This is a genomic window from Verrucosispora sp. WMMC514, from assembly GCF_027497295.1.
GTDB classification, from domain to species: Bacteria; Actinomycetota; Actinomycetes; order Mycobacteriales; family Micromonosporaceae; genus Micromonospora; species Micromonospora palythoicola.
This window is the reverse complement of sequence record NZ_CP114906.1, coordinates 3,377,258-3,403,587: the sequence shown is the minus strand read 5'-3', so window position 1 is coordinate 3,403,587 and position 26,330 is coordinate 3,377,258. Positions and strand designations below refer to the sequence as shown.

At 72.5% G+C, this 26,330-nt stretch carries 23 protein-coding genes, 1 tRNA gene and 1 pseudogene; 8 read left to right on the top strand and 17 right to left on the bottom strand.

Features of this window, described 5'->3' with window-relative positions:
* Window positions 1–49: 49 nt before the first annotated feature.
* Both O7597_RS15950 and O7597_RS15945 read left to right on the top strand, forming a co-directional pair.
* Window positions 50–1,306, top strand: a complete 1,257-nt coding sequence (locus O7597_RS15950; RefSeq protein ID WP_281583159.1) for a hypothetical protein — start codon at window positions 50–52, stop codon at window positions 1,304–1,306.
* Between the two features lie 83 nt (window positions 1,307–1,389).
* Window positions 1,390–2,241, top strand: a complete 852-nt coding sequence (locus O7597_RS15945; protein ID WP_269739914.1) for an alpha/beta hydrolase — start codon at window positions 1,390–1,392, stop codon at window positions 2,239–2,241.
* Between the two features lie 100 nt (window positions 2,242–2,341).
* Here the strand turns inward: O7597_RS15945 and metG are convergent, their stop codons facing one another.
* Entirely contained in the window at window positions 2,342–4,144 is a 1,803-nt protein-coding gene (gene metG, locus O7597_RS15940) for a methionine--tRNA ligase (RefSeq protein WP_281583158.1), read from the bottom strand.
* 159 nt (window positions 4,145–4,303) lie between these two features.
* On the opposite strand from metG, the gene O7597_RS15935 reads away from it, so the two are divergent.
* Complete coding sequence (locus tag O7597_RS15935) at window positions 4,304–5,230, top strand: hypothetical protein (protein WP_281583157.1); 927 nt, start codon at window positions 4,304–4,306, stop codon at window positions 5,228–5,230.
* 9 nt (window positions 5,231–5,239) lie between these two features.
* Here the strand turns inward: O7597_RS15935 and rsmI are convergent, their stop codons facing one another.
* Complete coding sequence (rsmI, locus tag O7597_RS15930; protein ID WP_269739917.1) at window positions 5,240–6,088, bottom strand: 16S rRNA (cytidine(1402)-2'-O)-methyltransferase; 849 nt, start codon at window positions 6,086–6,088, stop codon at window positions 5,240–5,242.
* Window positions 6,089–6,280: 192 nt separating this feature from the next.
* On the opposite strand from rsmI, the gene O7597_RS15925 reads away from it, so the two are divergent.
* On the top strand, window positions 6,281–7,861 hold the full coding sequence (locus O7597_RS15925; RefSeq protein WP_281583261.1) for a phospholipid carrier-dependent glycosyltransferase: 1,581 nt from the start codon (window positions 6,281–6,283) through the stop codon (window positions 7,859–7,861).
* A 267-nt stretch (window positions 7,862–8,128) separates the two neighbouring features.
* Here the strand turns inward: O7597_RS15925 and O7597_RS15920 are convergent, their stop codons facing one another.
* Window positions 8,129–8,407 (bottom strand): hypothetical protein, encoded by a 279-nt coding sequence (locus O7597_RS15920; RefSeq protein ID WP_269742653.1) that lies wholly within the window; start codon window positions 8,405–8,407, stop codon window positions 8,129–8,131.
* Between the two features lie 316 nt (window positions 8,408–8,723).
* On the opposite strand from O7597_RS15920, the gene O7597_RS15915 reads away from it, so the two are divergent.
* Window positions 8,724–9,380 carry a 4'-phosphopantetheinyl transferase superfamily protein gene (locus O7597_RS15915; RefSeq protein WP_281583156.1) on the top strand — a complete coding sequence of 219 codons (657 nt, stop codon included), beginning with the start codon at window positions 8,724–8,726 and terminating at the stop codon, window positions 9,378–9,380.
* Window positions 9,381–9,472: 92 nt separating this feature from the next.
* Here O7597_RS15915 and O7597_RS15910 read toward each other — a convergent pair whose 3' ends face one another.
* The 10 genes from O7597_RS15910 to O7597_RS15865 form a co-directional block, all read right to left on the bottom strand.
* Window positions 9,473–11,896 carry a DUF4132 domain-containing protein gene (locus O7597_RS15910; protein ID WP_281583155.1) on the bottom strand — a complete coding sequence of 808 codons (2,424 nt, stop codon included), beginning with the start codon at window positions 11,894–11,896 and terminating at the stop codon, window positions 9,473–9,475.
* Window positions 11,896–12,291 (bottom strand): hypothetical protein, encoded by a 396-nt coding sequence (locus O7597_RS15905; protein WP_269739920.1) that lies wholly within the window; start codon window positions 12,289–12,291, stop codon window positions 11,896–11,898. The genes O7597_RS15910 and O7597_RS15905 overlap by 1 nt, the downstream gene beginning before the upstream one ends.
* Before the next feature lie 56 nt (window positions 12,292–12,347).
* Window positions 12,348–13,796 (bottom strand): family 43 glycosylhydrolase, encoded by a 1,449-nt coding sequence (locus O7597_RS15900; protein ID WP_281583154.1) that lies wholly within the window; start codon window positions 13,794–13,796, stop codon window positions 12,348–12,350.
* 230 nt (window positions 13,797–14,026) lie between these two features.
* Window positions 14,027–14,734, bottom strand: a complete 708-nt coding sequence (locus tag O7597_RS15895; protein WP_281583153.1) for a class I SAM-dependent methyltransferase — start codon at window positions 14,732–14,734, stop codon at window positions 14,027–14,029.
* A gap of 92 nt (window positions 14,735–14,826) precedes the next feature.
* Window positions 14,827–14,900: transfer RNA gene (locus tag O7597_RS15890), tRNA-Ala, on the bottom strand.
* Between the two features lie 240 nt (window positions 14,901–15,140).
* Entirely contained in the window at window positions 15,141–16,073 is a 933-nt protein-coding gene (locus O7597_RS15885) for a hypothetical protein (RefSeq protein WP_281583152.1), read from the bottom strand.
* A gap of 184 nt (window positions 16,074–16,257) precedes the next feature.
* The gene (locus O7597_RS15880) at window positions 16,258–16,866 is read right to left on the bottom strand and encodes a GNAT family protein (protein WP_216592750.1); all 609 of its coding nucleotides are present in this window, start codon (window positions 16,864–16,866) and stop codon (window positions 16,258–16,260) included.
* A gap of 61 nt (window positions 16,867–16,927) precedes the next feature.
* On the bottom strand, window positions 16,928–18,241 hold the full coding sequence (glp, locus tag O7597_RS15875; RefSeq protein WP_164446207.1) for a gephyrin-like molybdotransferase Glp: 1,314 nt from the start codon (window positions 18,239–18,241) through the stop codon (window positions 16,928–16,930).
* The gene (locus O7597_RS15870; protein WP_269739924.1) at window positions 18,238–19,191 is read right to left on the bottom strand and encodes a UTP--glucose-1-phosphate uridylyltransferase; all 954 of its coding nucleotides are present in this window, start codon (window positions 19,189–19,191) and stop codon (window positions 18,238–18,240) included. The genes glp and O7597_RS15870 overlap by 4 nt, the downstream gene beginning before the upstream one ends.
* A 211-nt stretch (window positions 19,192–19,402) precedes the next feature.
* A complete protein-coding gene (locus tag O7597_RS15865; RefSeq protein ID WP_281583151.1) occupies window positions 19,403–21,538 on the bottom strand; it encodes a diguanylate cyclase in 2,136 nt (711 codons plus the stop codon).
* 118 nt (window positions 21,539–21,656) lie between these two features.
* Here O7597_RS15865 and O7597_RS15860 point away from each other — a divergent pair, with 118 nt between their 5' ends.
* Together O7597_RS15860 and O7597_RS15855 are read left to right on the top strand one after the other, a co-directional pair.
* On the top strand, window positions 21,657–22,286 hold the full coding sequence (locus tag O7597_RS15860) for a 5-formyltetrahydrofolate cyclo-ligase (protein ID WP_281583150.1): 630 nt from the start codon (window positions 21,657–21,659) through the stop codon (window positions 22,284–22,286).
* A pseudogene (locus tag O7597_RS15855) lies at window positions 22,283–22,489 on the top strand (FmdB family zinc ribbon protein); the annotation flags it as partial. The gene O7597_RS15860 and the pseudogene O7597_RS15855, both read left to right, overlap by 4 nt.
* 14 nt (window positions 22,490–22,503) lie before the next feature.
* Here O7597_RS15855 and O7597_RS15850 read toward each other — a convergent pair.
* The 3 genes from O7597_RS15850 to O7597_RS15840 form a co-directional block, all read right to left on the bottom strand.
* Window positions 22,504–22,722 (bottom strand): hypothetical protein, encoded by a 219-nt coding sequence (locus O7597_RS15850; RefSeq protein ID WP_281583149.1) that lies wholly within the window; start codon window positions 22,720–22,722, stop codon window positions 22,504–22,506.
* 214 nt (window positions 22,723–22,936) lie between these two features.
* Window positions 22,937–23,098, bottom strand: a complete 162-nt coding sequence (locus O7597_RS15845) for a hypothetical protein (protein WP_269739927.1) — start codon at window positions 23,096–23,098, stop codon at window positions 22,937–22,939.
* Between the two features lie 775 nt (window positions 23,099–23,873).
* Window positions 23,874–24,359: a DUF2231 domain-containing protein gene (locus tag O7597_RS15840; protein WP_269739929.1), complete on the bottom strand. Its 486-nt coding sequence runs from the start codon at window positions 24,357–24,359 to the stop codon at window positions 23,874–23,876.
* 127 nt (window positions 24,360–24,486) lie between these two features.
* Here O7597_RS15840 and O7597_RS15835 point away from each other — a divergent pair, with 127 nt between their 5' ends.
* Window positions 24,487–25,350, top strand: a complete 864-nt coding sequence (locus O7597_RS15835) for an oxygenase MpaB family protein (protein WP_281583148.1) — start codon at window positions 24,487–24,489, stop codon at window positions 25,348–25,350.
* Window positions 25,351–25,375: 25 nt separating this feature from the next.
* Here the strand turns inward: O7597_RS15835 and O7597_RS15830 are convergent, their stop codons facing one another.
* Window positions 25,376–26,308, bottom strand: coding sequence for a PD-(D/E)XK nuclease family protein (locus O7597_RS15830; RefSeq protein WP_281583147.1), 933 nt, complete (start codon window positions 26,306–26,308; stop codon window positions 25,376–25,378).
* Window positions 26,309–26,330 lie beyond the last annotated feature (22 nt).

The window sequence follows — 26,330 nt, the reverse complement described above, 5'->3', positions numbered from 1 at the left end:
GCCACCCGGAGTTCACCTCGGCTACGCCCCGCACCCCTACCGTCGCGGAGTGGACGCGCGAAGCGAGCTCTTTCGGCCCGGCGGGACGGTGCCGGAGCGGACCGGTCTGCGGGTGGCGTTCGGCGGCGCGGTGTACCCGGCCGAGGAGATCGCCCGGGGCGCGGCGTACGAGTTGTTCAGCGCCGACGAGGTGGCCGGTTTCGAATGGGCACCCCGACCCAACTCAGGGCTGCCGTGGCGACGGTTCGTGCACGTCACCGAGGTCGGCGCCGTGCACGGGGGGACCGAGCAGGCCGAGGACCCGGAGCCGCCGCTGCTGGTGCCGCTGCACCGGGAGCGGGGTTGGTCGGAGGTGCACCGACTCGCGCAGCAGCCGGCCGCCGCGGACGACCCGTTGGTCACCGCGGTACGCGCCTCGGCGGGCGTACGGCGTGGCACCCGGATGATGAAGATCCTCTCGGCCCGGCAGCTCGCCGGATACGTCCGGGGCTGGCTCCCGCACGGGTTCTGCTACCGGGAACACGACGTGGCGCACCTGCGCACCCCGGCGACGACAAGTGTGCTGCGCACCGACGGCGAGGACAGCCGCGACGGTGCGGACGTGACGTACGCGTTGCGCTGGCGGGCCGCCGACCCGGGCGACTACGACGTGCCGGCGGGTGCGGCGTACCGGGGCCTGACGGCGCTGGGTGCCCGGGACCGGTTGGGTCCGGCGGTGCTGGGTACCGGCTTCACGCCCAGCAGTCACCACCTGATCCCCGAGTTCGTCACCCGGGACTTCGCCGACCTGCCGATGCCGGCGAACGCCACCCTGCTGGCCTATCCGGCGCAGGGCGTGGAGGTGGTGCTCTACGCCTACCAGGCCGAGCAGCGGGGCTGGCTGCGGATGGTCGGGCCACAGTGGCGACACCTGCTCGCCGCCGTGCCGGGTCTGTCGCCGGACCAGGAGTACGTGCCGACCGGGGAGGCGCCGCGGTCGACCCGACTGGTGGGCACGTACGCGGGCGGGGAGTACGAGGCGGTCGCCGACCTGCCCGGCGATTTCCGGGTGCTGGCGTTGACCCGGGCCGCCCGGTACCCGGTCGACGGGGTGAGCCGACGGGTGCGCCTGGCCGCCTGGCGGGGGGTGCCGTGCCTGGTGTTGCGTGAGGAGGCGGGCTGGCTGCGGTTGCGGCTGCGACGTCCGGATCCGGACGCGGTCGCCGCGATCGGCGCACAGTGTCACGAACGGGGCGTCTACGAGACGTGGGCCCCGGGCGGTGAGGTCACCGACGATCAGGTGGTGGACCACCCGTACCTTCTCTGACCTGGCCCGTCAGGTCGAGCGGCGCAGGAATATCGGATGCCCGCCGGGGAAGCCTCGGTTTCCCACCCTGACAGGAGGACGAGATGCCCTTCATCACCGTCGGCACGGAGAACTCCGCGCCCATCGACCTGTACTACGAGGATCACGGGTCGGGTCAGCCGATCGTGCTCATCCACGGCTTCCCGTTCAACGGGGCGACCTGGGAGAAGGTCTCCGGACCGCTGCTCGACGCCGGATACCGGGTGATCACCTACGACCGGCGCGGCTTCGGTAACTCGGCGCAGCCGGCGTTCGGGTACGACTACGACACCTTCGCCGCCGACCTCGACGTGCTGATGACCGAGCTGGATCTGCGCAACGCGATCCTGGTCGGCCACTCGATGGGTACCGGCGAGGTGACCCGCTACCTGGGCGCGTACGGCTCCGACCGGGTGGAGCGGGCGGTGCTGCTGGCGCCGCTGGCGCCGTACCTGCGGCAGGCGCCGGACAACCCCGAGGGTGTCGAGCCGAGTCTTTTCGAGGGGTTCAAGCAGGCGATCACGCAGGACCGGTTCGCCTACCTCACGCAGTTCTGCAACAACTTCTTCAACTACGACGAGAACAAGGGCAAGCTGGTCAGCGAAGAGGCGTACCGGGCGCACTGGAACATCGGGGCGATGGCCTCCGCCACGGCCACGCACGACAGCGTGGACGCCTGGGGCACCGACTTCCGGGCCGACGTGTCCCGGATCGACGTGCCGGTGCTGATCGTGCAGGGCGACAAGGACAACGTGCTGCCGTACCCGAAGACCGGTCAGCGGTTGCAGCCGATGCTCGCCGACAGCCGGCTGGTCACCCTCAAGGGCGCGCCGCACGGCACGCCGTGGACCAACGCCGCCGAGGTGAACAAGGCGATCATGGAGTTCATCGGTTCGCCGGCCATGGCCCGCGCCTGATCCGGGCCGGGCCGCCGTCCGGCGCGGATCGCACCGCGCCGGGCCACGCGGACGACACGATGGGCGCGACCCGGTGCGGGACGCGCCCATCACTGCGCGGTCAGCCCTCGAGCCGGGCCAGTTCCTCGTCCACGATCGAGGGATCGAGCTTGCGGAAGACCGGCTTGGGCGCGGCGAGCGCCCGGCCCACCACGAGCGGTACGGACTCCCACCGCGCGCCCTGGGTGTAGTCACCGGTCAGCACCGGGTACCCGGGCCCGACGTCGAGGTCGGCGACCTCCTCGATCACCGGCATCGGTGCGTGCACCCCGGTGCCGCCGAGCAGCTCATGGATCTTCTGCGCGGAGTGCGGCAGGAACGGGGTGAGCAGCGTGTTGGCGTCGCTGACCACCTGGAGGGCGACGTGCAGGATGGTGCCCATCCGGGGCTTGGCGGCCGGGTCCTTCAGCTTCCACGGCGCCTGCTCGGAGAGGTACCTGTTGGCCTCGGCGACCACCTTCATCGCCTCACCGATGGCCTGCTTCTGCCGGTGCCGGGCGATCAGGTCGCCGACCGTGTCGAAGCCGGCGCGCGCCACGGCCAGCAGCGCCTCGTCGGCCTCGGTGAGCCCGTCCGGGCCGATGGGTGGGATCTCGCCGAAGTTCTTCGCCGCCATCGAGACCGACCGGTTGACCAGGTTGCCCCAGCCGGCGACCAGTTCGTCGTTGTTGCGGCGCAGGAACTCGGCCCAGGTGAAGTCGGTGTCGTTGTTCTCCGGCCCGGCCACCGCGATGAAGTAGCGCAACGCGTCGGCGTCGTAGCGCTGGAGGAAGTCGCGGACGTAGATGACCACCCGGCGCGAGGAGGAGAACTTGCGTCCCTCCATGGTCAGGAACTCGCTGGAGACCACCTCGGTGGGCAGGTTGAGCCGGCCGAGCCGGCCCGGCTCGCCGTCACGACCGCCCTCACCGGAGTAGCCGGCCAGCAGCGCGGGCCAGATCACCGAGTGGAAGACGATGTTGTCCTTGCCCATGAAGTAGTACGCCTGCGAGTCCTTCCCCTCACCATCGGTGGACCACCACTTCCGCCAGGCCTCGGGGTCACCGGTGCGGCGGGCCCATTCGATGGACGCGGACAGGTAGCCGATGACCGCGTCGAACCACACGTAGATCCGCTTGTCGGTGCGCTCACGCCAGCCGTCGAGCGGGATCGGCACCCCCCACTCCAGGTCCCGGGTGATGGCCCGGGGGTGCAGGTCGTCCAGCAGGTTCCTGGAGAAGCGCAGGACGTTCGGACGCCAGCCCTCCCGGGTGTCCAGCCACTGCCGCAGCACGTCGGCCAGGGCGGGCAGGTCGAGGAAGAAGTGCTCGGTCTCGACGAACTCCGGCGTCTCCCCGTTGATCTTCGACCGGGGGTTGACCAGGTCGATCGGGTCGAGCTGGTTGCCGCAGTTGTCACACTGGTCGCCCCGGGCACTGTCGTAGCCGCAGATCGGGCAGGTGCCCTCGATGTACCGGTCGGGCAGGGTGCGCCCGGTGGACGGCGAGATGGCGCCCATCGTGGTCTTCGGCACGATGTACCCGTTGCGGTACATCCCCTCGAACAGCTCCTGCACCACGGCGTAGTGGTTGCCGGTGGTGGTACGGGTGAACAGGTCGTAGGAGAGACCGAGCCCGTGCAGGTCCTCGACGATCACCCGGTTGTACCGGTCGGCCAGTTCCCGTGGCTTCAACCCCTCGGCGTCGGCCTGCACCTGGATCGGTGTGCCGTGCTCGTCGGTGCCGGAGACCATGAGCACGTCGTGGCCGGCCATCCGCATGTACCGGGCGAAGACGTCGGAGGGAACGCCGAAACCGGAGACGTGGCCGATGTGGCGCGGGCCGTTGGCGTACGGCCAGGCCACTGCCGCGAGAACGTGACTCATGGACAGAAAGCCTAGTGACCCCCGCGAGGTGGCCGCGAACCAATAGGGGTCCCTGGTCGGCAGGATGGCCCAACCACCCTCGACAAATAGTCCGAATTGTCATCGACACGCTGCTTGAGCTGCCCGATCAACCACCGTCAGCGGTGTCAAATGAAACGCGTGACTGGCAGCCGAGCCGCCCGAGACCACTCCGACGGCCCTTCCCCCGACGCCGGGCCGAACTCCGCCGCGTCGCGTACCCAGGTGGTGGCGCCCCAGCCCCGCGCGGTGCCCTCGCCGGCACCGGACGGTGCGGCCGGGCCGGACCGGGCCGACTCCGCGACGGTCGAGTCACCCACCGGAGTCGAGGTGGAGCCGACGACCGGCGCACCAGCGGACACGCTGCCACGGCGGGTTCCGGTCCGGCCGGTCGGGCGTCGCGGCCGCCGGCATCGGTCGCGTGACGACGGTACGCCGGACGAGGACACCTTCTGGGCACCGATCGAGCAGGTCCACTGGGACGGCACGCCGGTGCGGCAGGACACGCCCGGCGGCACCGATCCGTGGTGGCAGCGGTTTCGACCGGCACGTCGACGCCGGGAGCGGAGCAGCCATCCGCCGGATCCCCTGGCGGGGTTGTCCGCGTTGATCGGGTTGAGCCTCGCGGCGGCCTTCTTCGCCTGGGTCAGCGCCGGCCCGCTCTGGCTCGCGGTCGGGCACGCCACCTCCGGCGCCGTGGTCGTCACCAGGTGCTCCGGCGACGGGCTGACCCAGCGGTGTCGGGGCATCTTCACGGCGACGGAGGAGGAGTTCCGGATCCACGGCGTACGGGTCAGCGGGGTGCCCCGGGAGCGTGCGGTGCCCGGTTCGGTCCTGCCCGCCCGGGTGACCGGCCCGGACGGTCACGTCGCGTACGCCGACCGTGGGGTGGGCGCCCAACTGCGCTGGCTGCTCGGGATGCTCGCGGTGCTCGGCTGCGCGCTGGGCATCGCCCGCTGGACCGGCGCGACCCGGCTGCCCGATCCGACCGAGCGACGCTGGGCGGTCGCCGCCTCGCTGGCCGGCCCGCCGCTGACCGCCCTCGGCTTCCTGATCGCCGCCTGGTGACGTCCGGCTTCACCGATGCACGAGCGTGTAGACGTCACGCCGGCGCAACCCGTACTCGGCCGCGACGTCGGTGATCGCGTCCCGGCGACTACGACCCGCCGCCTCGCGCTCGGCCACCTCCGCGCGCAGCGCGTCGTCGTCGGGGCGGACGGCGGGGGCGGCGGGGGCGCCCGCCACCACGAGGGTGATCTCGCCGCGCGGATCGCCGTCGGCCGCCCATCGGGCCAGCTCACCGAGGGGGCCACGCCGCACCTCCTCGTACGTCTTGGTCAGCTCGCGGCAGAGGGCGGCGGGCCGGTCGGCACCGAACGCGTCGGCCAGGTCGGCGAGCGCGGCGGTGATGCGGTGCGGGGCCTCGAAGAGGACGAGCGTCCGTTCCTCGGCGGCCAGGGCCCGCAGACGGGCCCGCCGGGCGCCCGGGGCGCGCGGTAGGAAACCCTCGAAGCAGAACCGGTCGCAGGGCAGCCCGGACAGGGCGAGGGCGGTGGTGACGGCACTGGGACCGGGGGCGGCGGTGACCGGCACCCCGGCCTCCAGCGCGGCGCGGACCAACCGGTAGCCGGGATCGGAGACGCTCGGCATGCCGCCGTCGGTGACCAGCGCGACCACGTATCCCTCGGTGAGCACGTCGACAAGCTCCGGGGTACGCCGCTCCTCGTTGCCCTCGAAGTACGAGACGATCCGGCCGGCGATGGTCACGTCGAGGTCGCGGGCGAGCCGGTTCAGCCGGCGGGTGTCCTCGGCGGCGACCACGTCGGCGGCGGCGAGCGTGTCCCGCAGTCGGCTGGAGGCGTCGGCCGGGTTGCCGAGCGGCGCGCCGAGCAGAATCAGGCGACCGGTTTCGGACATTCCACCCACAGCAGCGCACTCCTTCATCGACGGGCGTACCGGATATGGGGACGACGGGCGCCAGCGGCCCCCTTGGCAGCCTACGATCGCCGGGTGACGAGTGCGTCGACAGCACAGAGCGCGAGCCCCGACCAGCCCTCGGAGCCGGCGGCGAGCCCAACCACCGCCCCCGGACCGGCGGAAAGTGGCGTACCGGCGACGATCCGCCGCCGGCTGGCCACCGTCGAGGCCGGGCTGGACGGTCGTTCGTGGCTGGCCACGGCGGTGATCGTGGTCATCGCGGCGGTTCTCCGGTTCGCGAATCTGAGCCATCCGCCGGGCAAGATCTTCGACGAGGTCTACTACGCCCGGGACGGCTGGGGGCTGATCGACAAGGCCGTGGAGTGGAACTACACGAACAACGTGCCGTCGTACGTGGTCCACCCGCCGCTGGGCAAATGGTTGATCGGGTTCGGCGAGTGGGCCTTCGGCTACAGCGACGCCGAGCACGGCATCTCGGTGCCGGGCCACCTGTTCACCACCGCACCGGAGTTCGGCTGGCGTTTCTCCGCGGCGCTGCTCGGCACCCTGTCGGTGCTGCTCATGGTCCGCATCGGTCGCCGGATGTTCCGTTCCACGGTGCTCGGTTGCGCCGCCGGCCTGCTGCTCGCGGTCGACGGATTCCACCTGGTGCTGTCCCGCACCGCGCTGCTCGACATCTTCCTGCTCTTCTTCGTCCTGGCCGCCTTCGGCGCGCTGGTGCTGGACCGGGACGCGACGCGACGCCGGTGGGCCCGGGCCCTGGAGTCCGGGCTGGATCCGACCGCCCGGGGGCGGGCCGGCCGGCCACCCAGCGGCTGGCGGAACTGGCCCTGGTGGCGGCTGGCCACCGGGGTGCTGCTCGGCTGCGCCTTCGGGGTGAAGTGGAGCGCACTGTTCTTCGTACCGGTCTTCGCGCTGCTGATGTTCCTCTGGGACGTCGGCGCCCGGCGGTCGGCCGGCGTACCCCGGCCGTGGCGGGACACCCTGCTCGACGGCGTGCCCTGGATGGTGCTCGCCGGTCTGCTGATGGCGGTCACCTACGTCACGACGTGGTCCGGTTGGCTGTTCAGCCAGGAGGGCTACTACCGGCTCGCCGAGCGGTACCCGGACGCCGGGCTCAGCGACGCACCGATCGTCGGCCCGCTGTGGAACCTGATCCAGTACCACCAGGCCGCGCTCGGCTTCCACGGCCAGCTCGACGATCCGCACAAGTACCAGTCGTGGCCGTGGCAGTGGCTGCTGCTGGGTCGGCCGGTGGCGTTCCACTGGACCGGCGAGGGCCCCTGCGGTGCGGCGACCTGCGCCGAGGAGGTGCTGCTGCTGGGCACCCCGCTGCTGTGGTGGTCGTTCCTGCCGGCGCTGGTGGCGCTGGTCTGGCTCGGCCTGGCCCGGCGGGACTGGCGGGCCGGAGCGCTCCTGCTCACCGTGGCGGCGGGGCTGCTGCCCTGGTTCTGGTTCGCCCTCGACGGCCGGACGATGTTCTCCTTCTACGCCGCGCCCGCGCTGCCGTTCCTGGTGTTCGCCGTGGTCTACGTGCTGGGTGCCATCGCCTCGCCGGCGGGACCGAGCGGCAGCCTGGCCGTGACCGGCGCCGACGAGGAGGCCAGCCGCGACCGCCGGCTGGTCGGCGGGGTGATCGCCGGGGCGTACGTGGCGCTCGTCGTCCTCTGCTTCGCGTACTTCTATCCGATCTTCGTGGGCTGGACGCTGCCGTACGACGACTGGTCGGCGCGCATGTGGCTGGGCGGCCGCTGGATCTGACCGCAGAAGGGCCCGTACGCCTCGGCGTACGGGCCCTTCTCGGGGAAAAAGGACGCGCCCCGATCGCCTGCCACGGGGGAAGCGGGCGATTGGGGCGCGCACCTGCAGCTTAACCACCCGCGACCGAGGGCACAACGGGGCGGCGTGGGTCAGATTTCCGACGATCGCTGAATGCGACAAGAATTCGGGGTCACTGTCGCCGTTGCGTGACGTCTCGCGGACGCTGCGCCCACCAGGCACCGCCCACGGCACTGCTGAACCGATCCGTCATGCCGGTCCACTTCCCGCGGCATCGCCTGTCGTGGAACTGTCGTGCGGGCGGGACGACCCGCCGGACAGCGGGCGGCGCGGCAACCAGCCGAAGAACCGGTCCCGCAACGACGTCGCCCCGGCGACGTGCAGGTCCTCGGCGGCGGCGGCGAGACAGGCGCCCAGGTAGACGCTCAGCATCGCCCGATCCACGCCGTACTCGGCGAGCAACTGTTCGCGTCTGGGCGCACAGGGCCATTCGGCGGCGCAGGTGCCACACGTCCATTCGGGGGTCACCGGAGCGTGCGCGCCCGCCCATTCCGGGGCGGCCCCGTTCGCCGCCCTCGTGACACCCGAGCGATCCGTAACACCCGTCATCGCGCTCCTTCCCCGCCTCCACCGGTGGCGGCGGGCGTGCCCGCCCACCGCCGGGCCGAACATGCCCGTGCGCACCTACAGCGTCCGGGGACGCTGCGCCGTTACGTCGTTGCGGTACGTTGACCAACCATGGCCGCCGCGACCTGCCCCAGGCACCGCATCACCCGGAGGCATCCATCGTCGCCGGTCATTGTTGACGCCACCAGTGACCGAACGCACGACCCCGGAGCCGCAGGTGCGTGACCTGCTTCCGCCCGCCGTCGCGGTGGCCGTGGCGGGTCCGGACGACTGGTCCGGGCAGTTGCACCCGGCCGAGGCGACCTGCCTCGGGGACCGCGCGGTGGACAGCCGACGCCGCGACTTCACCGCCGGGCGGGTGTGTGCTCGCCGGGCGATGGCCGCGCTCGGTCTGCCGCCGGCGGCCGTACCGGCCGCCGCCGACCGTTCACCCGTCTGGCCGGCGGGCCTGGTCGGCACCATCACCCACACCCGCGGCTACTGCGCCGCGGCCGTCGCGCGCAGCGACGAGATCCGCGCGGTCGGCATGGACGCCGAGCAGAACCGCGAACTCGGTCCGGGAGTACGCCGACTGATCTGCCTGCCCGAGGAGGACGATCAGGTGGAGCGGCTGCCGCCGGGCATCTGCTGGCCCGCGGTGTTCTTCAGTGCGAAGGAGACCGTCTACAAGGTGTGGCATCCGGTCGTCGGCAGCTGGCTGGACTTCCACGACGCACTTGTGCACCTCGATCCCGATGCCGGGACCTTCACCGCGCGGATCTCACCCACCCGGGTCACCGAAGCGGCGACAGCCCGGCCACCCGCGCTGATCAACGGACGCTTCACGGTCGACGCCACGCTCGTCCGCACCGCGGCCGTACTCACCCCGCCGTAGGAACGGGTGCCACCGACGGACGCCGGCACCGCCCTGGACGCCGAGCCGACGGCAGCACCTCGTGCTGAGGTGTCCACACGGCCTGCCGGCGGCTACCGGGTGGAGCTGATCTGACGGGTGATCGACGCGTCGGTGATCTCGGTGTCCCTGGCCAGCAGGATCGCCTTGCTGAGGATGACCGCGAGCAAACCGTCACCCTCGAACGGCAGGAACTGCGGCTCTCCGGTCCGGCCCGCGCCCCGGTCCGGCACGATGCAGAGGTACTCGTCGTTCGGGCTCATCAGGATGTTGCCCGAACCCAGGTGGATCCGGTACGTGCGCAGGTCACCGTCGACCACCAGGAAGCGGCCGTCGATGCGGGCCCGCCGGCCCACCGCCAGTCGGGGCAGCAGCCGGGTCAGCAACTCCCGTCGGGTCTCGGCGGTAGCGGACAACTCCCCGAAGCTGTACGACGACCAGTAGTCCCGGAACCGGCCCTGCGGGCCGCCGTCCGACCAGGTCGGATCGTTGCCGACGCTGGCCACCCCGACGAAGAGGTCGACGTCCCGCATGATCTCGCTGAAGACCAGCGGCGGGATCCGGTCCAGCGGCAACGGATCCCCCGGCCGGGCGTCCGTCCACCGTGCTGCCGCGTAGCCGCCACCGGAGGCGTGCGACCAGTTCTGCGCGGCGGCGATCGGGTAGAAACGCACCTGGTCGGTGATCAGCCGCAGGTAGGACCCGCTGTCGGTGGTGTCGGTGTCCCACTCGTCGCCGATCCCCTCCACCCAGTACTCGGCGCGCAGCCCCCAACCGGGCAGTTCGCGGAAGGTCGGCGGATAGGAGTCGTCGACCATCAACCGCAACCGGTCCGTCCAGCCCCGGGCCGCGGCCAGGGCATGGAACTGGTGCTGACGCAGGATGTGCCCGGCGAACCGGTTCGAGTACGTGCCGGTGGTCTCCTCGGCCGGCGTGAGCAGGTAGACCTCCCGATGCGCCTGCTTGAACGGCTGGACGATCCGGTGCCGCGCCAACCACTCCCGCCAACCGACCACCTCCGGCACCGGCCGACCGATCGGATGCCAGATCCGCACCTCGGCGTCGTCGCCGACCACCACCGCGGTGTCGTCCACGGTGCGCAACGCGCCGTCGGCCCAACCGCAGGGCACCCCGTCGACCAGCCACAGCAAGCGACGGGCCAGGGTGCCGACCAGCGGGTGATCCAGGTAGCGCTGCCGCCACTGGGCCAAGGTCCAGGTGCGCTGAGCCAGGAAGAGCCGGTCCAGCCGGGCCACCTGGGCGGTGAGCATGCCGCTGATCTCCTTGGCCAGGCTCTTCAGGTTGGCCAACTCCGCGGCGTGGTCCCGGCGTACCGACGCCGGTGGGCTCTTCACCTGCCGGCCGGCCTCGGTGAACCAGGTCAGCGCGGCACCTGTGGACACGATCGACAGCTCGGCCCGGCAACCGCCGAGAGGTACGTCGTGCCGCCCCACCCCGGTCAGGCCGTAGTCCGGGACGGCCAGTTCCTCGATCTCGTCCCGGCCGATGCCGAGGGCGGCGGCACGAGCGTCAAGCGCCTTGTCGATCTCCTTGCGGGTGCCCTTGAAGGTGACCCGGGCCGACAGCCGGGCAAGTTGCGCCAGCGCCGGCTCGCCGTCCAGTCGCCCGAGCACCCCGACCGCCGCGTTGGCCACCTTGGGACAGGCCGGTCCGACGCCGGGAAGTCGACGCAGCATCGCCTCGACCAGGCCACCGATCCGGCGTACCTGCTCCGGTGCCGGTCCGGTCCGCTCGACCAGCCAGAGCAGGCCACGCAGCAGGTCGGCGTTCACCGAGCTCGGCGGCGCGTGCGGGACGCGGGAGGCGCTGGCCAACCACCTGTCGACGAGCTGCCCCACCTCGCGCGGGTCCACCTCGGCGAGTAGTCGGGCCGCCTCGGCCGACCAGCCGGCGCTCGGGCGGGGCATGGTGGCGGTGCTGGCGTGGCCGACGAGCCGCCGCCACGCCGGGTCGAGGGTGGGCAGCTCGGTGAGGATCTGCCGGGCCCACGGGTCGTCCGGGTCTAGCTGCGGCCCGGCCACCTCGGCGATGAACTGCCGCAACCGCTGGCTCTCGTCGGACCGGTCGACGAGCGCCTCCATCAGGTCGGCCGGAATCGGGCCGGTGGCGGCCAGGCCGCGGGCCACCGTCTCCAGCGCGGTCGGTGACAAAGCGTACGGCTCGTCGACGGCGAACGCGGCGAACTCCCGGAGCTGCTCCGGTGCCAACTCGGTGGGCAACCGGCGGGACAGCTGGCCGATCAGGTCGCGTGGCGGCCAGGCGTGGACCCGGTCCTGCCGCACGACGGCGGCCATGGCCAGCACGAGACGCGTCACGTCCGGACGGGACAGTGCGCGCAGTGCGGCGCGCACCTCGGGGTGGTCGCGGCAGAGCCGGGCGTGCGTGTGCAGGTGAGCTGCCAACTTGTCCAGGTCGTTCGCGGCAATCAGCTCGCGGGCCCGGTCGGCGTACCAGACGGGTTCGGTGGTGGTGGTCATCAGCCGCCGACCAGCGCGACGAGCTTGAGGAAGGTGACCTCGGTGTCGCGCCGCAGGTCGACCTCGTCGTCCAACTCCTCGACCTGGCGGTCGCCGACCAGCACCACGAAACCGTTGCTGCGGAACGCCTGCTCGGCGAGGGCGATCTGCCGCTGCGGGTCGACCCGGCGCCGGGGTCGTTCACCCGGGTCACCGTTGAGTGCCCGCTCGGTCGAGGTCGGCTGCACCAGCGACGGGCGTGGCCGCGGGCTGGCCGCGTTGTGCTCGGCGACCTCCTGGTGGATCCGCCGGCGGATCAGCTCACGAAGCGTCAACCGCTCCTCGAAGATCTGCAAGGCCCACGCGGGAGTCCGGGCTCCCGCGGTGCTCTCGTCCACAAAGGTCACCGTCGCCATGTCGCGTGAGTCTAGGTACGCCCTCCGACAGTCCGGCCCGACGCGGTTGGGACGGGCTACTCCAGGGCGAAGGTGGCCGACGCACGTGCGGTCGCGTCCGGTACCGGCTCCAGGTAGAGCAGTCCGTCCCGGTGACGGACGTACTGGCCGGGGAAGTTGACCGACTCCAGGGACACCTTCGTCGGGTCGGCGAGCCCGGAGCGGCGGGTGAAGGTGGCGTCCTGCCGGAAGAGGTTCGAGCCGTCGTTGCGTTCCACCCAGATCTGGTGGTTGCGATGCCGCAGGAAGTAGCCGGGGTAGTTCGTCGACTCCAGCGAGATCGCCGCGGAGTTCGACAGGCCGGCGACGATCCGGAACTGCGAGTCGGCCAGGTTCGTCACGTTCGGCTCCAGCCGGACCCGGAACTCCCAGTGCCGCAGGTAGCGATCGGGCAGATCGTGGGCGCGCAGCCGGACCGGGGTCAGGCCGTCCGGCACCGGTACGCCGAAGTTCGGGGTGCCGTCGGCGTTCCAGTAGACCCGCTGGATCCGGGTCCGCCGGTTCGGGTCGTTGAGCGGGTCGTAACCGTTGCCGAGGTACCGCTCGTAGTTGCGGGAGTGGTAGACGATCACATCGCTGCCGTCCTCGGCGACGGTGAACGAGTTGTGCCCCGGGCCGTACTGGCCGGTCCGGCTGTCGCTGGCCAGCACCGGTGTGGCGCGCTTGCTCCAGGACGCCGGGTTCAGCAGGTCGCTGTTCGCCGAGGCGGTGAGCAGCCCGACGGCGTAACTGGCGTCGGTGGCGCTCGCCGAATAGGTCATGAAGACCCGGCCGTTGCGGATCAGCACCGCCGGCCCCTCGTTCACCCGGTAACCCCGGGTCTCCCAGGCGTACGACGGGGTGGCGATCAGGGTCGGGGTGCCCGCGTACGTCCAGGGGTTGACCGCTCGGGCGAGGTAGATGTTCGAGTTGTTGCCGGCGTACTCCGCCCAGGCCAGGTAGCGCTGACCGTGGTGCACGAAGGTGGTGGCGTCGAGGGAGAAGCTGCTGCGCGCCGGCTGGAGTTGGCCACGCTCCATCCACGGGCCGTCGAGCGGGTTCGCGGCGCCGCTCTCCAGCACGTACGGCCGGATGGCCCAGATGTCGTCGGTGCGGCCGGCGGCGAAGTACACGTACCACCGGCCGTCGATGAAGTGGATCTCCGGGGCCCAGATGTGCGCGCCCATCTCGCCGCTGCCGTGCCGGCGCCAGATCACCCGCTCGGCGGCGGTGGCAAGCCCCTGGAGAGTGGTGGCGCGGCGCAGCACGATCCGGTCGTACTCGGGCACCGTGGCGGTGAAGTAGTAGTAGCCGTCGGTGTGCCGGTAGATGTGCGGGTCGGCGCGCTGCTCGGCCAACGGGTTGGTGAACGTGACGGCGGCGGCCCGCGCCGGAGCGGCCGGCCCCACCAGGGAGCTGATCGCCGCCATCACTAGGGCGGCGGTCAGCGCTGCCCAACTGCGGTACGTGAGCTTCCGACGCGCCATCGCCCTCGCCCTCCCGCCACCGCGAGCCGGTCGTCCGGGACGGGCACGGTCCCCGTCCGACCGTGCCCGCCGTGCCCGCTCCCTCATTGATAGCGTTAACATTCATCGCCGTCAAGGCAATGACATCTATCCGAATCTCGGCCGTAACGCGTCGGCCGCTACAACACGGCCGCACCGCAGCCAGGCCAACCTGATCGCCCACTCAGGACAGACGTGACGTGGGGTGCTGTTCAGGAGGGGTGAAACTGTTCGAAGGGCGGCTCGGCCATCGACTCGGGCAGCCGGATCGCCCGGCAACGGGGCACCAGTTCCGCCGCCGGGTCGTCGCCGATGTTGCGGAGCGTGCCGCCCGTGAAGGCGTCGGGGATCGCCGCCCAGCCCAGGTTCCTCTCGTAGTACCGCACCGCGGTACGCACCGACGGCGTCCAGTCGTCGTCCATCACGATCAACCCGCCCGGCCGAACGATCTTGCGCAGAAAGTAGAGGTCCACGAAGACCTCGTGAAAGCGATGACTACCGTCCACGAACGCCGCGTCGGCGATCAGACCATCGGTGACGAGTGCTGGAAGCGCGATCGAGGACCACGCGCACATCAGCCTGGCGGTGGAGTCCAGGCCGGCGGTGCGTAACAGGTCCCAGCCGACGTTCGCGTACGCCCGCTGCTGGAAAGGGTCGACAATGATGTGCCGGGGATGCGGCGGGTCGATCGTGACCAACGCCTCCCCGATCGCCAACGCGGAGCTGCCGTACGCGAGCCCGACCTCGACCACGGTCTCGACCCGGTCCGAGATCAACAGGTCCCGCAGCAGATCACAATCCCGTTCCGGCAGAGTGACCGTCTCGAAGTCCCGTTCGTGCTCCCGCGTCCACGGCGGGCCACTCTGCGCCAGCCTGCGGCGTACCTCCCGAACCCGCGCCTGCCGTTCGTCACCCCGCATCCGGCCAGTCTGCACCAACCGCCGCGCCGGCATTGCCGGTCAAACGATCAAGGCGGATTCTCGATCATTCGAGAACCCGCCTTTGAACTGGGTGGAGCTGAGGGGATTTGAACCCCTGACCCCCTCGATGCGAACGAGGTGCGCTACCGGTCTGCGCCACAGCCCCTCCGCCGGCCAACCGGCGTCGGTCCCACCCGGCTGTCACCGGGCGGGCCGGCGACAAGGCTAACAGGTCGAGCACTCCCGCCGCGAATCACCCCGCCCACCCGGCCCGGCCCACCTCGACCGGGCCGGGTGGGCGAGATCCGCGCATTTTCCCCGATAGTGCGGCCTTCGGCCGGCCCGAGCCAGCACTTTCCCCGAACCTGTCGCCTCGCCCGCCGACGGGCGCGAGCGAAGGGCGGGGTCAGGCGCTGTTTGAGCCGGGGCCGGCCTCGTAGGGGCGGCCACGCAGGCCGCCGGCACGGCGGTAGGAGACCGAGCCGCCGTTGGCCGCCTGCGGCAGGTCTGCCGGGCGGTCCAGGCCCATCGCGCTGCGCCGGACGGATTCCCGCTGGGCCGCCAGGCGGCGCTGCGCCTCCCGGCGGGCAGCCGCCCGGCGCGCCTGCTCCCGGCGTACCTCGGCCTGGCGGGCGGCCAGCCACGCGGCCTCGCGGGCCAGGGCCCGGCGTCGGCGACGGTCGGCCACCGCGCGGGCGCGCAGGTGTACGACGTACACGATCAGCAGGGTGGCGGTGACCGCGAAGCTGATCCAGAAGCCGGGGCCCACCACCAGCACGCCAACCAGCTCGACCGCGTTGAGCAGCACCAGCGCGGCCAGCACCCGGCGACGGCGGTAGATGGCGGGGGTGTGGTGGCGACGGCGGTCGGGGCGACGGCGGGGACGGTTCCCGCCGGCCGGCACGGCGCGCAGCCGGCTGGGCCTTCCGGAACGTCGCGGCAGTGCCCGCCCGGCGTTCCCACCGTTCGCTGCCGCGTCGCCGACGGAGGCGTCACCTGGCTGACCGGTGGCACGCGAGCGAGGCACCCGGCCGGGTGCCTCGCCCGAGCGCGGCGGGGCGGGAACCGCACGCCGCAGGGCGGGCGGACCGGAGACCGGAGTGGCGAGTTCCCCCGAGTCGGGATCTTCGCTGAGAGTGATGACCAGGGCGCGGGACGGGTTGACCGGCCGCCGCCCGGGGACAGTACGGCGACGTCGGCGGCGCTGGAGCACCCGCGCCGTCGACTGCGCCCGCTCCGCCACCAGCCGCTCGGCGGCGTCGTACCGGCGAACCAGCGCCGGCGCGAGGGCGAGCAGCCCGGCGGCGGCGAGGACGGCGAGGAGCACCGAGGTCGGCACCCTCACCCCTCCCGTCACCAGATTCGGAGCAAGCGCGAGCCGGCCGCAGGATCTTCCACCGATCGGCGTCGGCGACGTGAATCGTGCGGAGCGGACAGCGCCTGCCGCAGCTTGCAGTTACCTGAGGTTACGGGTCACCGTCGCGGGAACCGCCGCGCCGCGCCGATCCCGCACGTGGGACGGCTCACGGGGTACGGGCGCGCAGCCGGTGCCAGCGGGCCAGCAGGCCACCCTCGGCGGCGATCTCCTCGCTGGTCATCGCGTAGCCGATGTGGTCGCGCCAGGCACCGTCGATGTGCATGTAGCGCGCGTGGTACGCCTCCTCGCGGAAGCCCAGCTTCTCCACCACCCGACGGGACGGCCGGTTCTCCGGGCGGATGTTGACCTCGATCCGGTGCAGACCGCCGGGGCCGAAGGCGTGGTCGACGGCCAGGGCAAGCGCGGTGGGAATGACGCCTCGGCCGGCCACCCGCCGGTCCACCCAGTAGCCGACGTATCCGGAGCAGAAGGCTCGGCGCACGATGTTGCCCACGTTTATGTGACCGACCAGCCGCTCCACACCGTCGGAGTGCAGACAGACCGCGAACGGCATCCCCTCGCCGGTGCGGGCCGAGCGTCGCTGGTCGCGGTAGACCCAGCGGAACGTCGCCGGGGAGTTCAGGTCGTCCCAGTCGCCGGGTAGCGATGACTCCCAGGGGGCCAGCCACTCCCGGTTGGCTCGGCGCACCTGCGACCAGGCCGCCGCGTCCGACCGCCGGTACGGCCGTAGGAGTACCGGGCCGTCGGAGAGCACCGCCGGCCAGCCAGGCGCCCGTCGGAACACCGAACCTCCACTCCCGAACGTCACCGGTGGGTCACCGGCGGCGGTCCAGCAGCAACACGTCGACGGTGGAGCCGGCGGCCGCGGCGGTCACCCGCTCGCCGAGAACGAGAAGTCCGTTCGCCTCTGCCAGGCCGGAGAGCGTGAACGGGCCGCCGTTGAGCGGCTGGACAGTGTAACCCCCGCCCCGCCGCTCGGCGACGTGCGCGGGCCGGAACTCGCGCAGCCCGGCCGGCGAGGCGACGGTCTCCAGCAGGTGCGCCCGTACGCTGGGCCGGAACACCGGCTCCGCGCCGGCCAGCAGATTGATCGCCGGCCGGGCCAGCACCTCGAAGCCGATCATCGCGGCCCCCGGGTCGCCGGGCAGACACACCACCGGCACCTCCTCGGCGCCGACCGTGCCGAAGCCGAGGGCGGTGCCCGGGTAGAGCGCCACGTCCGTGAAGGTGACCGGACCGGCGCGGCTGCCCTCTCGACGGGACAGGATCCGGCGGACCATGTCGCCCGGCCCGGTGCCGGTGCCACCGGTCGTGATGATCAGATCGGCCCGCAGGGTCTGGTCCTCCAGCAGCCCACGCAGCCCCTCCGGATCGTCGTCACAGATACCCACCCGGTAGGCCAACGCCCCCACCTCCGCCGCCGCGGCGGTCAGGGCGTGCGAGTTGGCGTCCACCACCTGACCCGGCTGGCTGCCCCGCCCCACGTCGACGAGTTCGTCGCCGGTGGCCACGATCACCACCCGGGGGCTCGGACGCACCACCACATGGCCGATGCCGGTCGCGGCGAGCACCGCCACCAGCGCCGGAGAGACGTAGGTGCCGGAGCGGGCGAGCAGCGCACCGCCGGTCACCTCCTCGCCCGTCCGCCGGACCCCGTACCCCCGTTTCGGGACCCGGAAGATCTCCACCGCCGCCATGCCCTGGTCGGTCCACTCCACCGGCACGACCACGTCGGCACCGATCGGCAGTGGTGCGCCGGCCGCCACCGAGAAACACGACCCCGGTGTGAGTCGGACCGGCCGCCAGCTTGCCGCGCCGAGATCACCGACGACGTTGAGCCGTACGGTGCGACCGCCCGGCCGACCCGACTGGACCGGGACGTATCCCACGCCCCGGCCCCCACCGGCGATGTCCTCCCAGCGCGCGGCGTACCCGTCCACGGCCGCCTGGTCGAAGGCCGGGAAGGAGTGCGGAGCGACGACGTCCTCGGCGAGGACGTTGCCGTACGCCTGGGTGAGGTCGAGGTCGAGCGGAGGCAGCGCGCGCAACCTGCGCAGCACGCTGCCCAGGTAGTCGGCGAGCGGCGTCAACCCGTTTTCGGCCGCCTCGGCGTCGGCCGTCGCGGTCATGTATTCGGACCGCCCGACGCGTCGGAGTTGACGAACTCGGCCAGCCACTTGCGGAACTCGCTACCGAGGTCCTCGCGGTCGGCCGCGATCTGGACCACGGTCTGCAGGTAGCCCAGCGGCATGCCGGTGTCGTAGCGGGTGCCGCGGTAGACGATCGCGTGGACCGGTGTCCCCTCGGTACGCAGGATCTCCATCGCGTCGGTCAGTTGGATCTCTCCGCCGCTGCCGGGCTCCGTCCGGCGGATGGCATCGAAGATCTTGCCGGGCAGCACGTACCGGCCGAGCACGGCGAGGTTGCTCGGCGCGTCCTCCGGCTTCGGCTTCTCCACCATGCCGGTCACCCTGACGACCTCGCCGATGTCGGTCAGCTCGGACTCGGCCGGCTCGACGGAGGCGATCCCGTACCGCTTTGTCTCCGCCGGGTCGACCTCGAAGAAGGCGAGCACCACCCCGCCCGTACGGGCCTGGAGTTCCAGCATCGCGGGCAGCAGCGGCTCACTGAGGTTGACGAACTCGTCGCCGAGCAGCACCGCGAAGGGCTCGTCGCCGACGTGCGACTCGGCGTACCCGACGGCGTGCCCGAGACCCAACTGCTCCGGCTGCCGACAGGTGTAGATGGACGCCAGTTCCTCGGTCCGCTTGACGGCGGCGAGCAGGTCGGGCTTCTCCGCGAGCCGTTCCTCCAGGTCAGGGCGACGGTCGAAATGGTCCACCATCGACGTCTTGCCGCGGCCGGTGATCAGCAGCACGTCGCCGATGCCGGCCTGGGCGGCTTCCTCGACGATGTACTGCAGCACCGGTCGGTCGACCACCGGCAACAGTTCCTTGGGAACGGCCTTGGTGGCCGGTAGGAACCGGGTGGCCAGTCCGGCGGCCGGGATGACGGCCTTGACGGCACGGGGACGGCCGGTGGCGGCGGTCGCTGAGGGGTTCGCTGAGTGCTCCGACATGTCGCGAGACTATCGGCCACGGCCCTGACTCGGCGGGTGAGGACCGGAAGACGCGCCGCCCGCCGGACCGGTTCTGCCGGTTACCGGTGGCGTCCCGGTCAGGTCGGCGGACCGCCGGTGGTCGGCCCGCCCGGACCGGGGCGACGGGCCGACCGACGGGGGTCGACGCCGGCAGGTCGACACCCGGCGGGCCGATGCTGGTGCCGGCAGGTCAGGGCCCGGCCGACGGGTCGCCGGTGGTGATCGGCGCGTCGGGTCCGGCCCTGGGCAGTCCGTCGGCGGGGCTGCGGGCGACCGCCGGCACCGGTACCTCACGGGTCGGCGACGGCTCCCGGGCCGGCGCCAGGCGCCAGGTGTCCCGGCTGGCCGTCTTCGCGGCGTACAACGCCTCGTCCGCCGCCGCCAGCACCTGCGGGCCGGTGTCGGCGTGGTCGGGAAAGACGGCGATGCCGACGGAGACGGTCACCGGGATCAGCTCGCGGACACCGGCGTGCCCCACCACGGTCACCGGGGTGTCGCGAACGGCCGCGCCGAGCCGCTCGGCGACGGTTGCCGCGCCACGGGCGTCGGTCTCCGGTAGCAGCACCACGAACTCCTCGCCACCCCGCCGGAAGGCCAGGTCCACCTCGCGGATCTCGCCGCGTACCCGCCGGGCGAACTCGGCCAGCACGGTGTCCCCGGCCGCGTGCCCGTAGGTGTCGTTGACCCGCTTGAAGCGGTCCAGGTCGAGGGCGAGGACGCTGACCATGCGGCCGAACCGGCTGGCCCGTTCCACCTCCCGGCGCAGCGACTCGCGCAGGTACCGGTAGTTCCACAACCCGGTCAGCGGGTCGGTGAGCGACAGTCGTTGCGCCTCCTCGTGTACGCGCACGTTGTCCACGGCGACCGCCGCGTGCCGGGCGAAGGTGCGCAGGGTGGCCAGGTCGTCGTCGTCGAACTCGTCGCCACCGAGGCGGTCGTAGAGCGCCAGCACGCCCAACACCACCTCCGACGGCCGCCCCTGGGCGGCAGCCGCCGAGGCCACGCCCGAGACGTCGCCGCCGGTCGGGTCGGGCGCGGCGAACGGCACCGCGATGTACGTCCGGCAGCGCGGCTCGTCCGGGTCGACGCTCGCCGCTTCGGCCCGACCCCGACGGGGCTGACCGGTCGCCGCGACCGCGCCGACCACCCCGCTGCCCAGCGGCACCCGCAGTGGCGCGGTGCCGGGACCGCGCTCGTCGAGCCCCTCGCTGCACCGGGCGACAAGGTGCTCACCCTGGTCGGTGAGGAGTACCGCCCCCGCGCGGGCCCCGGTCGCGGCGAGCGCGCTGTGCAGGATCACCCGCAGGATCCGGGGCAGGTCGTGGGTACTGGCCAGGGTGTCACCGAGCACCGCGAGGTGCCCGCGCAACTGGTCCCGGCTGCTGGTCAGCGCCGCCAGGTAGCCGCCCGTCTCGCGGGTCATCCGATTGAAGGCGACGGCCAGCCGGCCGATCTCGTCGCGGCTGCGTACCGGCACCCGGGCGGTGAGATCGCCGGTGGCGACCCGGTCCGCCGCACCGGCCAGTTCCACGAGTGGCCGAGTGGTGACCCGGGCCAGCCGCCAGGCGGCTGCCACGCCCAGCAGGGCGGCCATCAGCACCACCGCGACCAGCACCGCATGCAGCCCGGGGGGCTGGTCACTGGGTACCGAGAGCACCAGGGGCAGCGGCTGGCCGACGGTCGGGCCGGCGCGACGTACGTACCGGCCGTCGGTGGTGCCGGCGACGTGCTCGTCGCGCAGCGAGGCCGCGGCGGCGAGCACCGCGTCCCGACCGTTGCCGGACTCGGTGGTGTGCGCCACCTGCACCGGCGCGGCCCCGTCGAGCAGGGTCACCGCCACCCCGGTCACCGCGGCGAGCCGCGCGACGAAGGCCGGGTCGACCGGCTGGGCGGCGGCCACCGTACCCAGCGACGTGCCGGCGGCGTCGCGTAGCTGCACCCGCGCCACCAGGGCGTTCGCCCCTCCGCCGGGCGCGGCCTGCGCGGTGCAGTCCCGCCAGGGTGCCGGGGGCGGATCCGGCGTGGCGTAGCCGACCCGACCGGTCACGTCGGTGACGAGCACCGCGGTGGCCAGGCCCCGGCTGACCACCTGCGCGGCCGCCGCGGCGTGGTCAGCGGTGACGGCGACCGCGTCGGCTGCGGCGCGTAGCTGCTGGCAGAGGGCGTCGACCGAGGTACGTACGGCCGTGGCGGCCACCGCCAGCCGTTCGGTCGCACGACTGCGGTCGACCGCCGCTACGGTGGACGCGACGAAGACGGCACCGAGCAGGACCGGGCCGAACGCCACCGCCAGGAAGGCTGCGGTCAACCGCCCGCGTAGCGTCAACGCTTCCCCTTCCCCCCGGAAGTTGCGCGACCGTTGCCTGCGATGCTGACACAGAGCAACGGGTAGGCAAGCGTTGCGTGAGGAGTGTTGCGTGCCGGAATTTGCGGAAGGAGCGGAAGTGACGCATGACGCGAAGCGGGCCGCCCGGATCGAGTTGCTCGCCCGCCGCCGCGCCCGCACCGACGCTGAGCGCGCCACCGCCGCAACACGCCTTCAGGACGAACTGGCGTCCCTGGTCAGCCGGCTGCGACCGGGCCGGACAGCCGCGTACGCCCCGGTCGGTGGGGAGCCGGGCGGGTCGGAGCTGCCGACGGTGCTCGCCGAGGCGCTGCCCGCCGGGGCGGACCTGTTGCTGCCGGTGCTGCGTGACGACCTCGACCTGGACTGGGCCGTCTGGGACGGGCCGCAGGCGATGGTCGCCGCCGGGCGGGGCATCCGCGAGCCGACCGGCCCCCGGCTGGGGGTCACCGCCGTGGCCACCGCCGACCTGGTGGTGGTGCCCGCCCTGGCCGTGGACCGACGAGGGATCCGCCTGGGACGCGGCGGCGGGTCGTACGACCGCGCCCTGGCGCGGGTACCGGCAACCGTCCTCACGGTGGTGCCGCTGTACGACGGTGAACTGCTTTCCGAGGTGCCGGCCGAACCACACGACCTGCCGGTACGGGCGGTGGTCACGCCGACCGGCGGCCTGCTGACGCTCGCGGGTGTCGTGCCCCACACTTCCGCTGGACGAACCGGGGGGCGATGACGCACCATTGGCACTCGAATACGTCGAGTGCCAATTCGGCCGTGCCAGATCCGGAGGGGAACGTGCCCACGTACCAGTACGCCTGCACCGCGTGCGGTCACCAGCTCGAGGCGGTGCAGTCCTTCTCTGACGAGCCGCTGACCGACTGCCCGGCGTGCGAGGGACGACTGCGCAAGCTGTTCAACTCGGTCGGCATCGTCTTCAAGGGCTCGGGCTTCTACCGCACAGACTCCCGCTCCTCCGGCTCGGACACCACGTCGAACGGTTCCGGTGCCAAGTCGGAGTCCTCGTCGTCCGGCTCCAAATCCGCTGACTCCGCGAGCTCCTCGTCGAACGGCTCCGCGTCGTCCGCGTCCGGCTCGTCGGGCTCCGGCAACGGGTCGTCCGGTGGTCCATCGGGAGGACCCTCCGGCGGAGCGAGCAAGGCGACGGCCACGGCCAGCCCCTCCTGACCGTCGGCACGCCCCCGGCTGCGGTGCTGACCGAGTGACTGCAGCGCTGACCGGCAAGCTGGGGTGACCGGCAAGCTGCGGTGCCGGCCGGCAAGGGCACCCCGTCAAGGAGCACCTCTGCCGGGCAGCACGGCTGCTGGCGGGCGGGCCCGACGCAGCAGGGGCGTCGGCGGGCACGCTGACGGGCGCCTGCCGGGCTCAGTCCCAGTGTGGCGGGCGCTCGGCGAGCAGCCGATCGTCGTTGTCGCCGGCCCGCTCGCCCCACCCGTGGTCGGTGTCGTCCGCGGTCTGCTCCGGCAGCACCACGAAGTCGTCGGTCAACTCGACCGCGCGATCGTCCTCACCCCGCCAATCGCTCACGAACGACAACATTAACCCTCTGCCCCACGCAGTCAACGCAGCAACTTCGGGGATCGTGCTGGGTCTCGCGCGACGGAGGCAGCACCATCCCCGAAGTTGCTCGTATCGACCGCCACAGGCGCGGCCTGGCGGAGCGGCGACGAGGTGGTTGGTAGCGTCGGACAGCGTGACGATGCCCCCATCCGGTCCGGATCCGGACGATGCCTGGCGCCGGCCCGACTCTGGCGACGGGCGCTCCGGCGGCCCTCCCGCGGAGCGCGTTCCGGCGGCGGCCGATGCGAGTCACCGCCCAGACCCGTCGGTACCCGTCCCTGTTTTGGACGGGAGTCACTCCCCGCTTCCGAGCGACATCCCGGGTCCGAACGACGTCCCGGGTCCGAACGAGACCCCGCCCCCGAACGACACCCCGGGCCCGAGCGGTGGCCCCGGCCCGAGCGGTGGCCCCGGCCCGAGCGGTGGCCCCGGCCCGAGCTCCGGGAATGTCGCTTCCGGTGGGGCGAGCGGCTACAGCGGGCCGCCACCCACCACCGCTCCACCGCCCGGTTGGCGTCCCCCGGTGCACCTGCAGGCAGCACCGCCCCGCCGGCTGCCGCCTCAGGACATGGCCAGCCTGGACGCGCAGGAGCAGCGGGCACAGCGGGTCACCTGGGCCGTCGGCGCGGTCGCCGGAGCCGTGCTGGTGGTGCTGACCTGTCTGCTCTGCACCCGGCTGCTGTTCTGAGCGGGCACCCGGGCGCGGCGGTGGGCGTACCCGCTCACGGCGGCCGTGGCCGGCCTACTCGTACGTGGTGCCCCAGACCATCTCGGCACCCGAGTGGCCGCTGAGCCAGACGTAGACCAGGGCCGCGACGCCCAGCCCCAGCACCACGACTGACAACACCGCCGGCACCCAGCCGGGCAGCTTCGGCACCCGGGCATGGCCGCTCGTGGCGACCAGCAGCAGGATGACCGCCAGACCGAGCCCCAGCGTGACGCGGAACAGCACCTCGCCGTGTGCCGCATGCTCGTTGATCTTGTCGAGGATCTCGCCCGAGAAGCCCCGCGCGATCTGCCGGGCCTGCAACGCCTCACCGGACTCCGTGGCGACCCACGCGGTGATCGGCGCGACCACCGCCAGGACCGCCACCGCCCAGTCCAGTCGGGCGCGGAACCGGGGCAGCACGATGTACGCGAGGGCGAGCAGCACCAGCAGCGGCACGAACACGACGACGGCGTGCACGACCAGTACGTGTAGGGGCAGGCCCAGCGCCTTCTCGAACATCGGCACCTCCGAGGGTGATCGTGGATGTCAGCGTACGGGCCCGTGCTTGATCCGCCCAACGCCCTGTTGCTCCACACGCAGACCCGACCGCACGGGTTCACCTCGGTTCGCGTGGCACCCTTGACAGGTGGAAACCGTCGACGTCGGCCTGTTCGGTCCCGCCTCGGTCACCTGGAAGCTGCACCAGGAGCCGATCCTGTTCGTCGCCGGCCTGCGCTCGCTCTACCTCCAGGCGCTGCACCCACGGGCCATGGCCGGGGTGGCGCAGAACAGCAACTACCGCCAGGACGCCTGGGGGCGTCTGATCCGTACCGCCGACTACGTGGGTACCACCGTCTACGGCACCACCGATGAGGCGGAGCGGGCCGGCCGGCGGCTGCGTCGGCGGCACGCCCGGATGACCGCGGTCGACCCCGGCACCGGCGAACGGTTCCGGATCGACGAACCGGACCTGCTCCGCTGGGTCCACGTCACCGAGGTGGAGTCGTTCCTCGACACCGCGCGGCGGGCCGGCGTGCCGCTGGACGCCGACGAGGTGGACCGCTACTACACCGAGCAGCGGCGGACCGCCGCCCTCGTCGGGCTGGCGCCCGAGACCGTGCCCGGCACCGCCGCCGAGGTGGCCGACTACTACCGGCGGGTCCGGCCAGAGCTGCGGATGACCCGGGAGGCCGCCGAGACCGCCCTGTTCCTGACCGCGCCACCCCTGCCCTGGAAGCTCAGCCTGCCGGCCCGGATCGGGCTGAACCTCGGCCCGCCCCGGTGGGCGTACCTGGGCATCGCCGGCACCGCGCTCGCCCTGCTGCCACCGTGGGCCCGACGGCTGTACGGCGGACTGGGCCTGCCGACCACCGCGCTGTCGGCCGACGTGACGGTACGCGCGCTGCGGCTCGCGCTCACCGCCCTGCCCCGCGACTGGCGGGAGGGCCCGGTGCAGCGCGCCGCCAAGGAACGCGCGGCGCGGCTGACCGCTGCTTCCTCCACCACCTGACGCACGGCGCGAGGTCGGTCGCGGATCAGTCCTCCGTCGTCGGCGCGGCGAAGCGTTCCACCGCGGCCCATGGCTCCTTGCCCGGCAGGGCCGAACCGGTGGGGCAGGTGCGCCGGTAGTCGCACCAGGCGCAGCGCGGCCCGGGGGCGGTCGGAAAGACGTCGTCCGGATCAGCGCCGTCGGCGACCGACCGCTCGGCGGCCATGATGTCGCGGGCGGTCTCCTCCGCGCGGCTCACCTGCCGGGCCAGCGACTCGACACTGTGCTCGTGCGCGGCGACGGTGCCGCTCGGCAGATGGTGCAACTCGACCCGACGGCACGGCCGGCGGAACACCCGCTCGGCCGCGTACGCGTACAGCGCCAGCGCCTGCGAACCGCGCGCGTCGTCGCCGTCCAACCCGGAGCGACCGGTCTTGTAGTCGACGATGACCAACTCGGGCCCCTGCGGGCCGGGCCGCGAGTCGATCCGGTCGGCACGGCCGTTGAAGGCCAGCACCCCGGTCTTCACCGCCACCACCCGCTCCACCCCGACCGGCTCGTCGGCCGGGTCCAGCCCGGCGACGTACGCCTCCAGCCAGCCGAGGGCCCGCCGGTAGGACTCGCGCTCCTGCTCGTCGTCGCGGTAGCCCTCGCGCACCCAGGTGCTCTTGAGCAGGGTCGGCAGCACCTCCGGGCGGCGTCGGTCGGTGGGCAGCGCGTACCAGTTCTTCAGGGCGGTGTGCACGCTGGCGCCGAGCGAGTTGTGCGCCCAGGGCGGGCCCTTCGGCGGCGCCGGGCGATCGACGTAGGAGTAGCGGTAACGCCGCGGACAGTCGGCGTAGGCACCCAGGCGGCTCGGGGTGCAGACGAACAGCCGCTCCGGCATGCCCTCGAAGCCGAGCTGCTCGGGCTGCGCGTCGCGGGGCCGGGGCGGGCGGCCACCGGCGGCGGGTCGTCCGGCTGGAGAGGCTCGTCGCACCACCTGATCCTGCCATCCACCC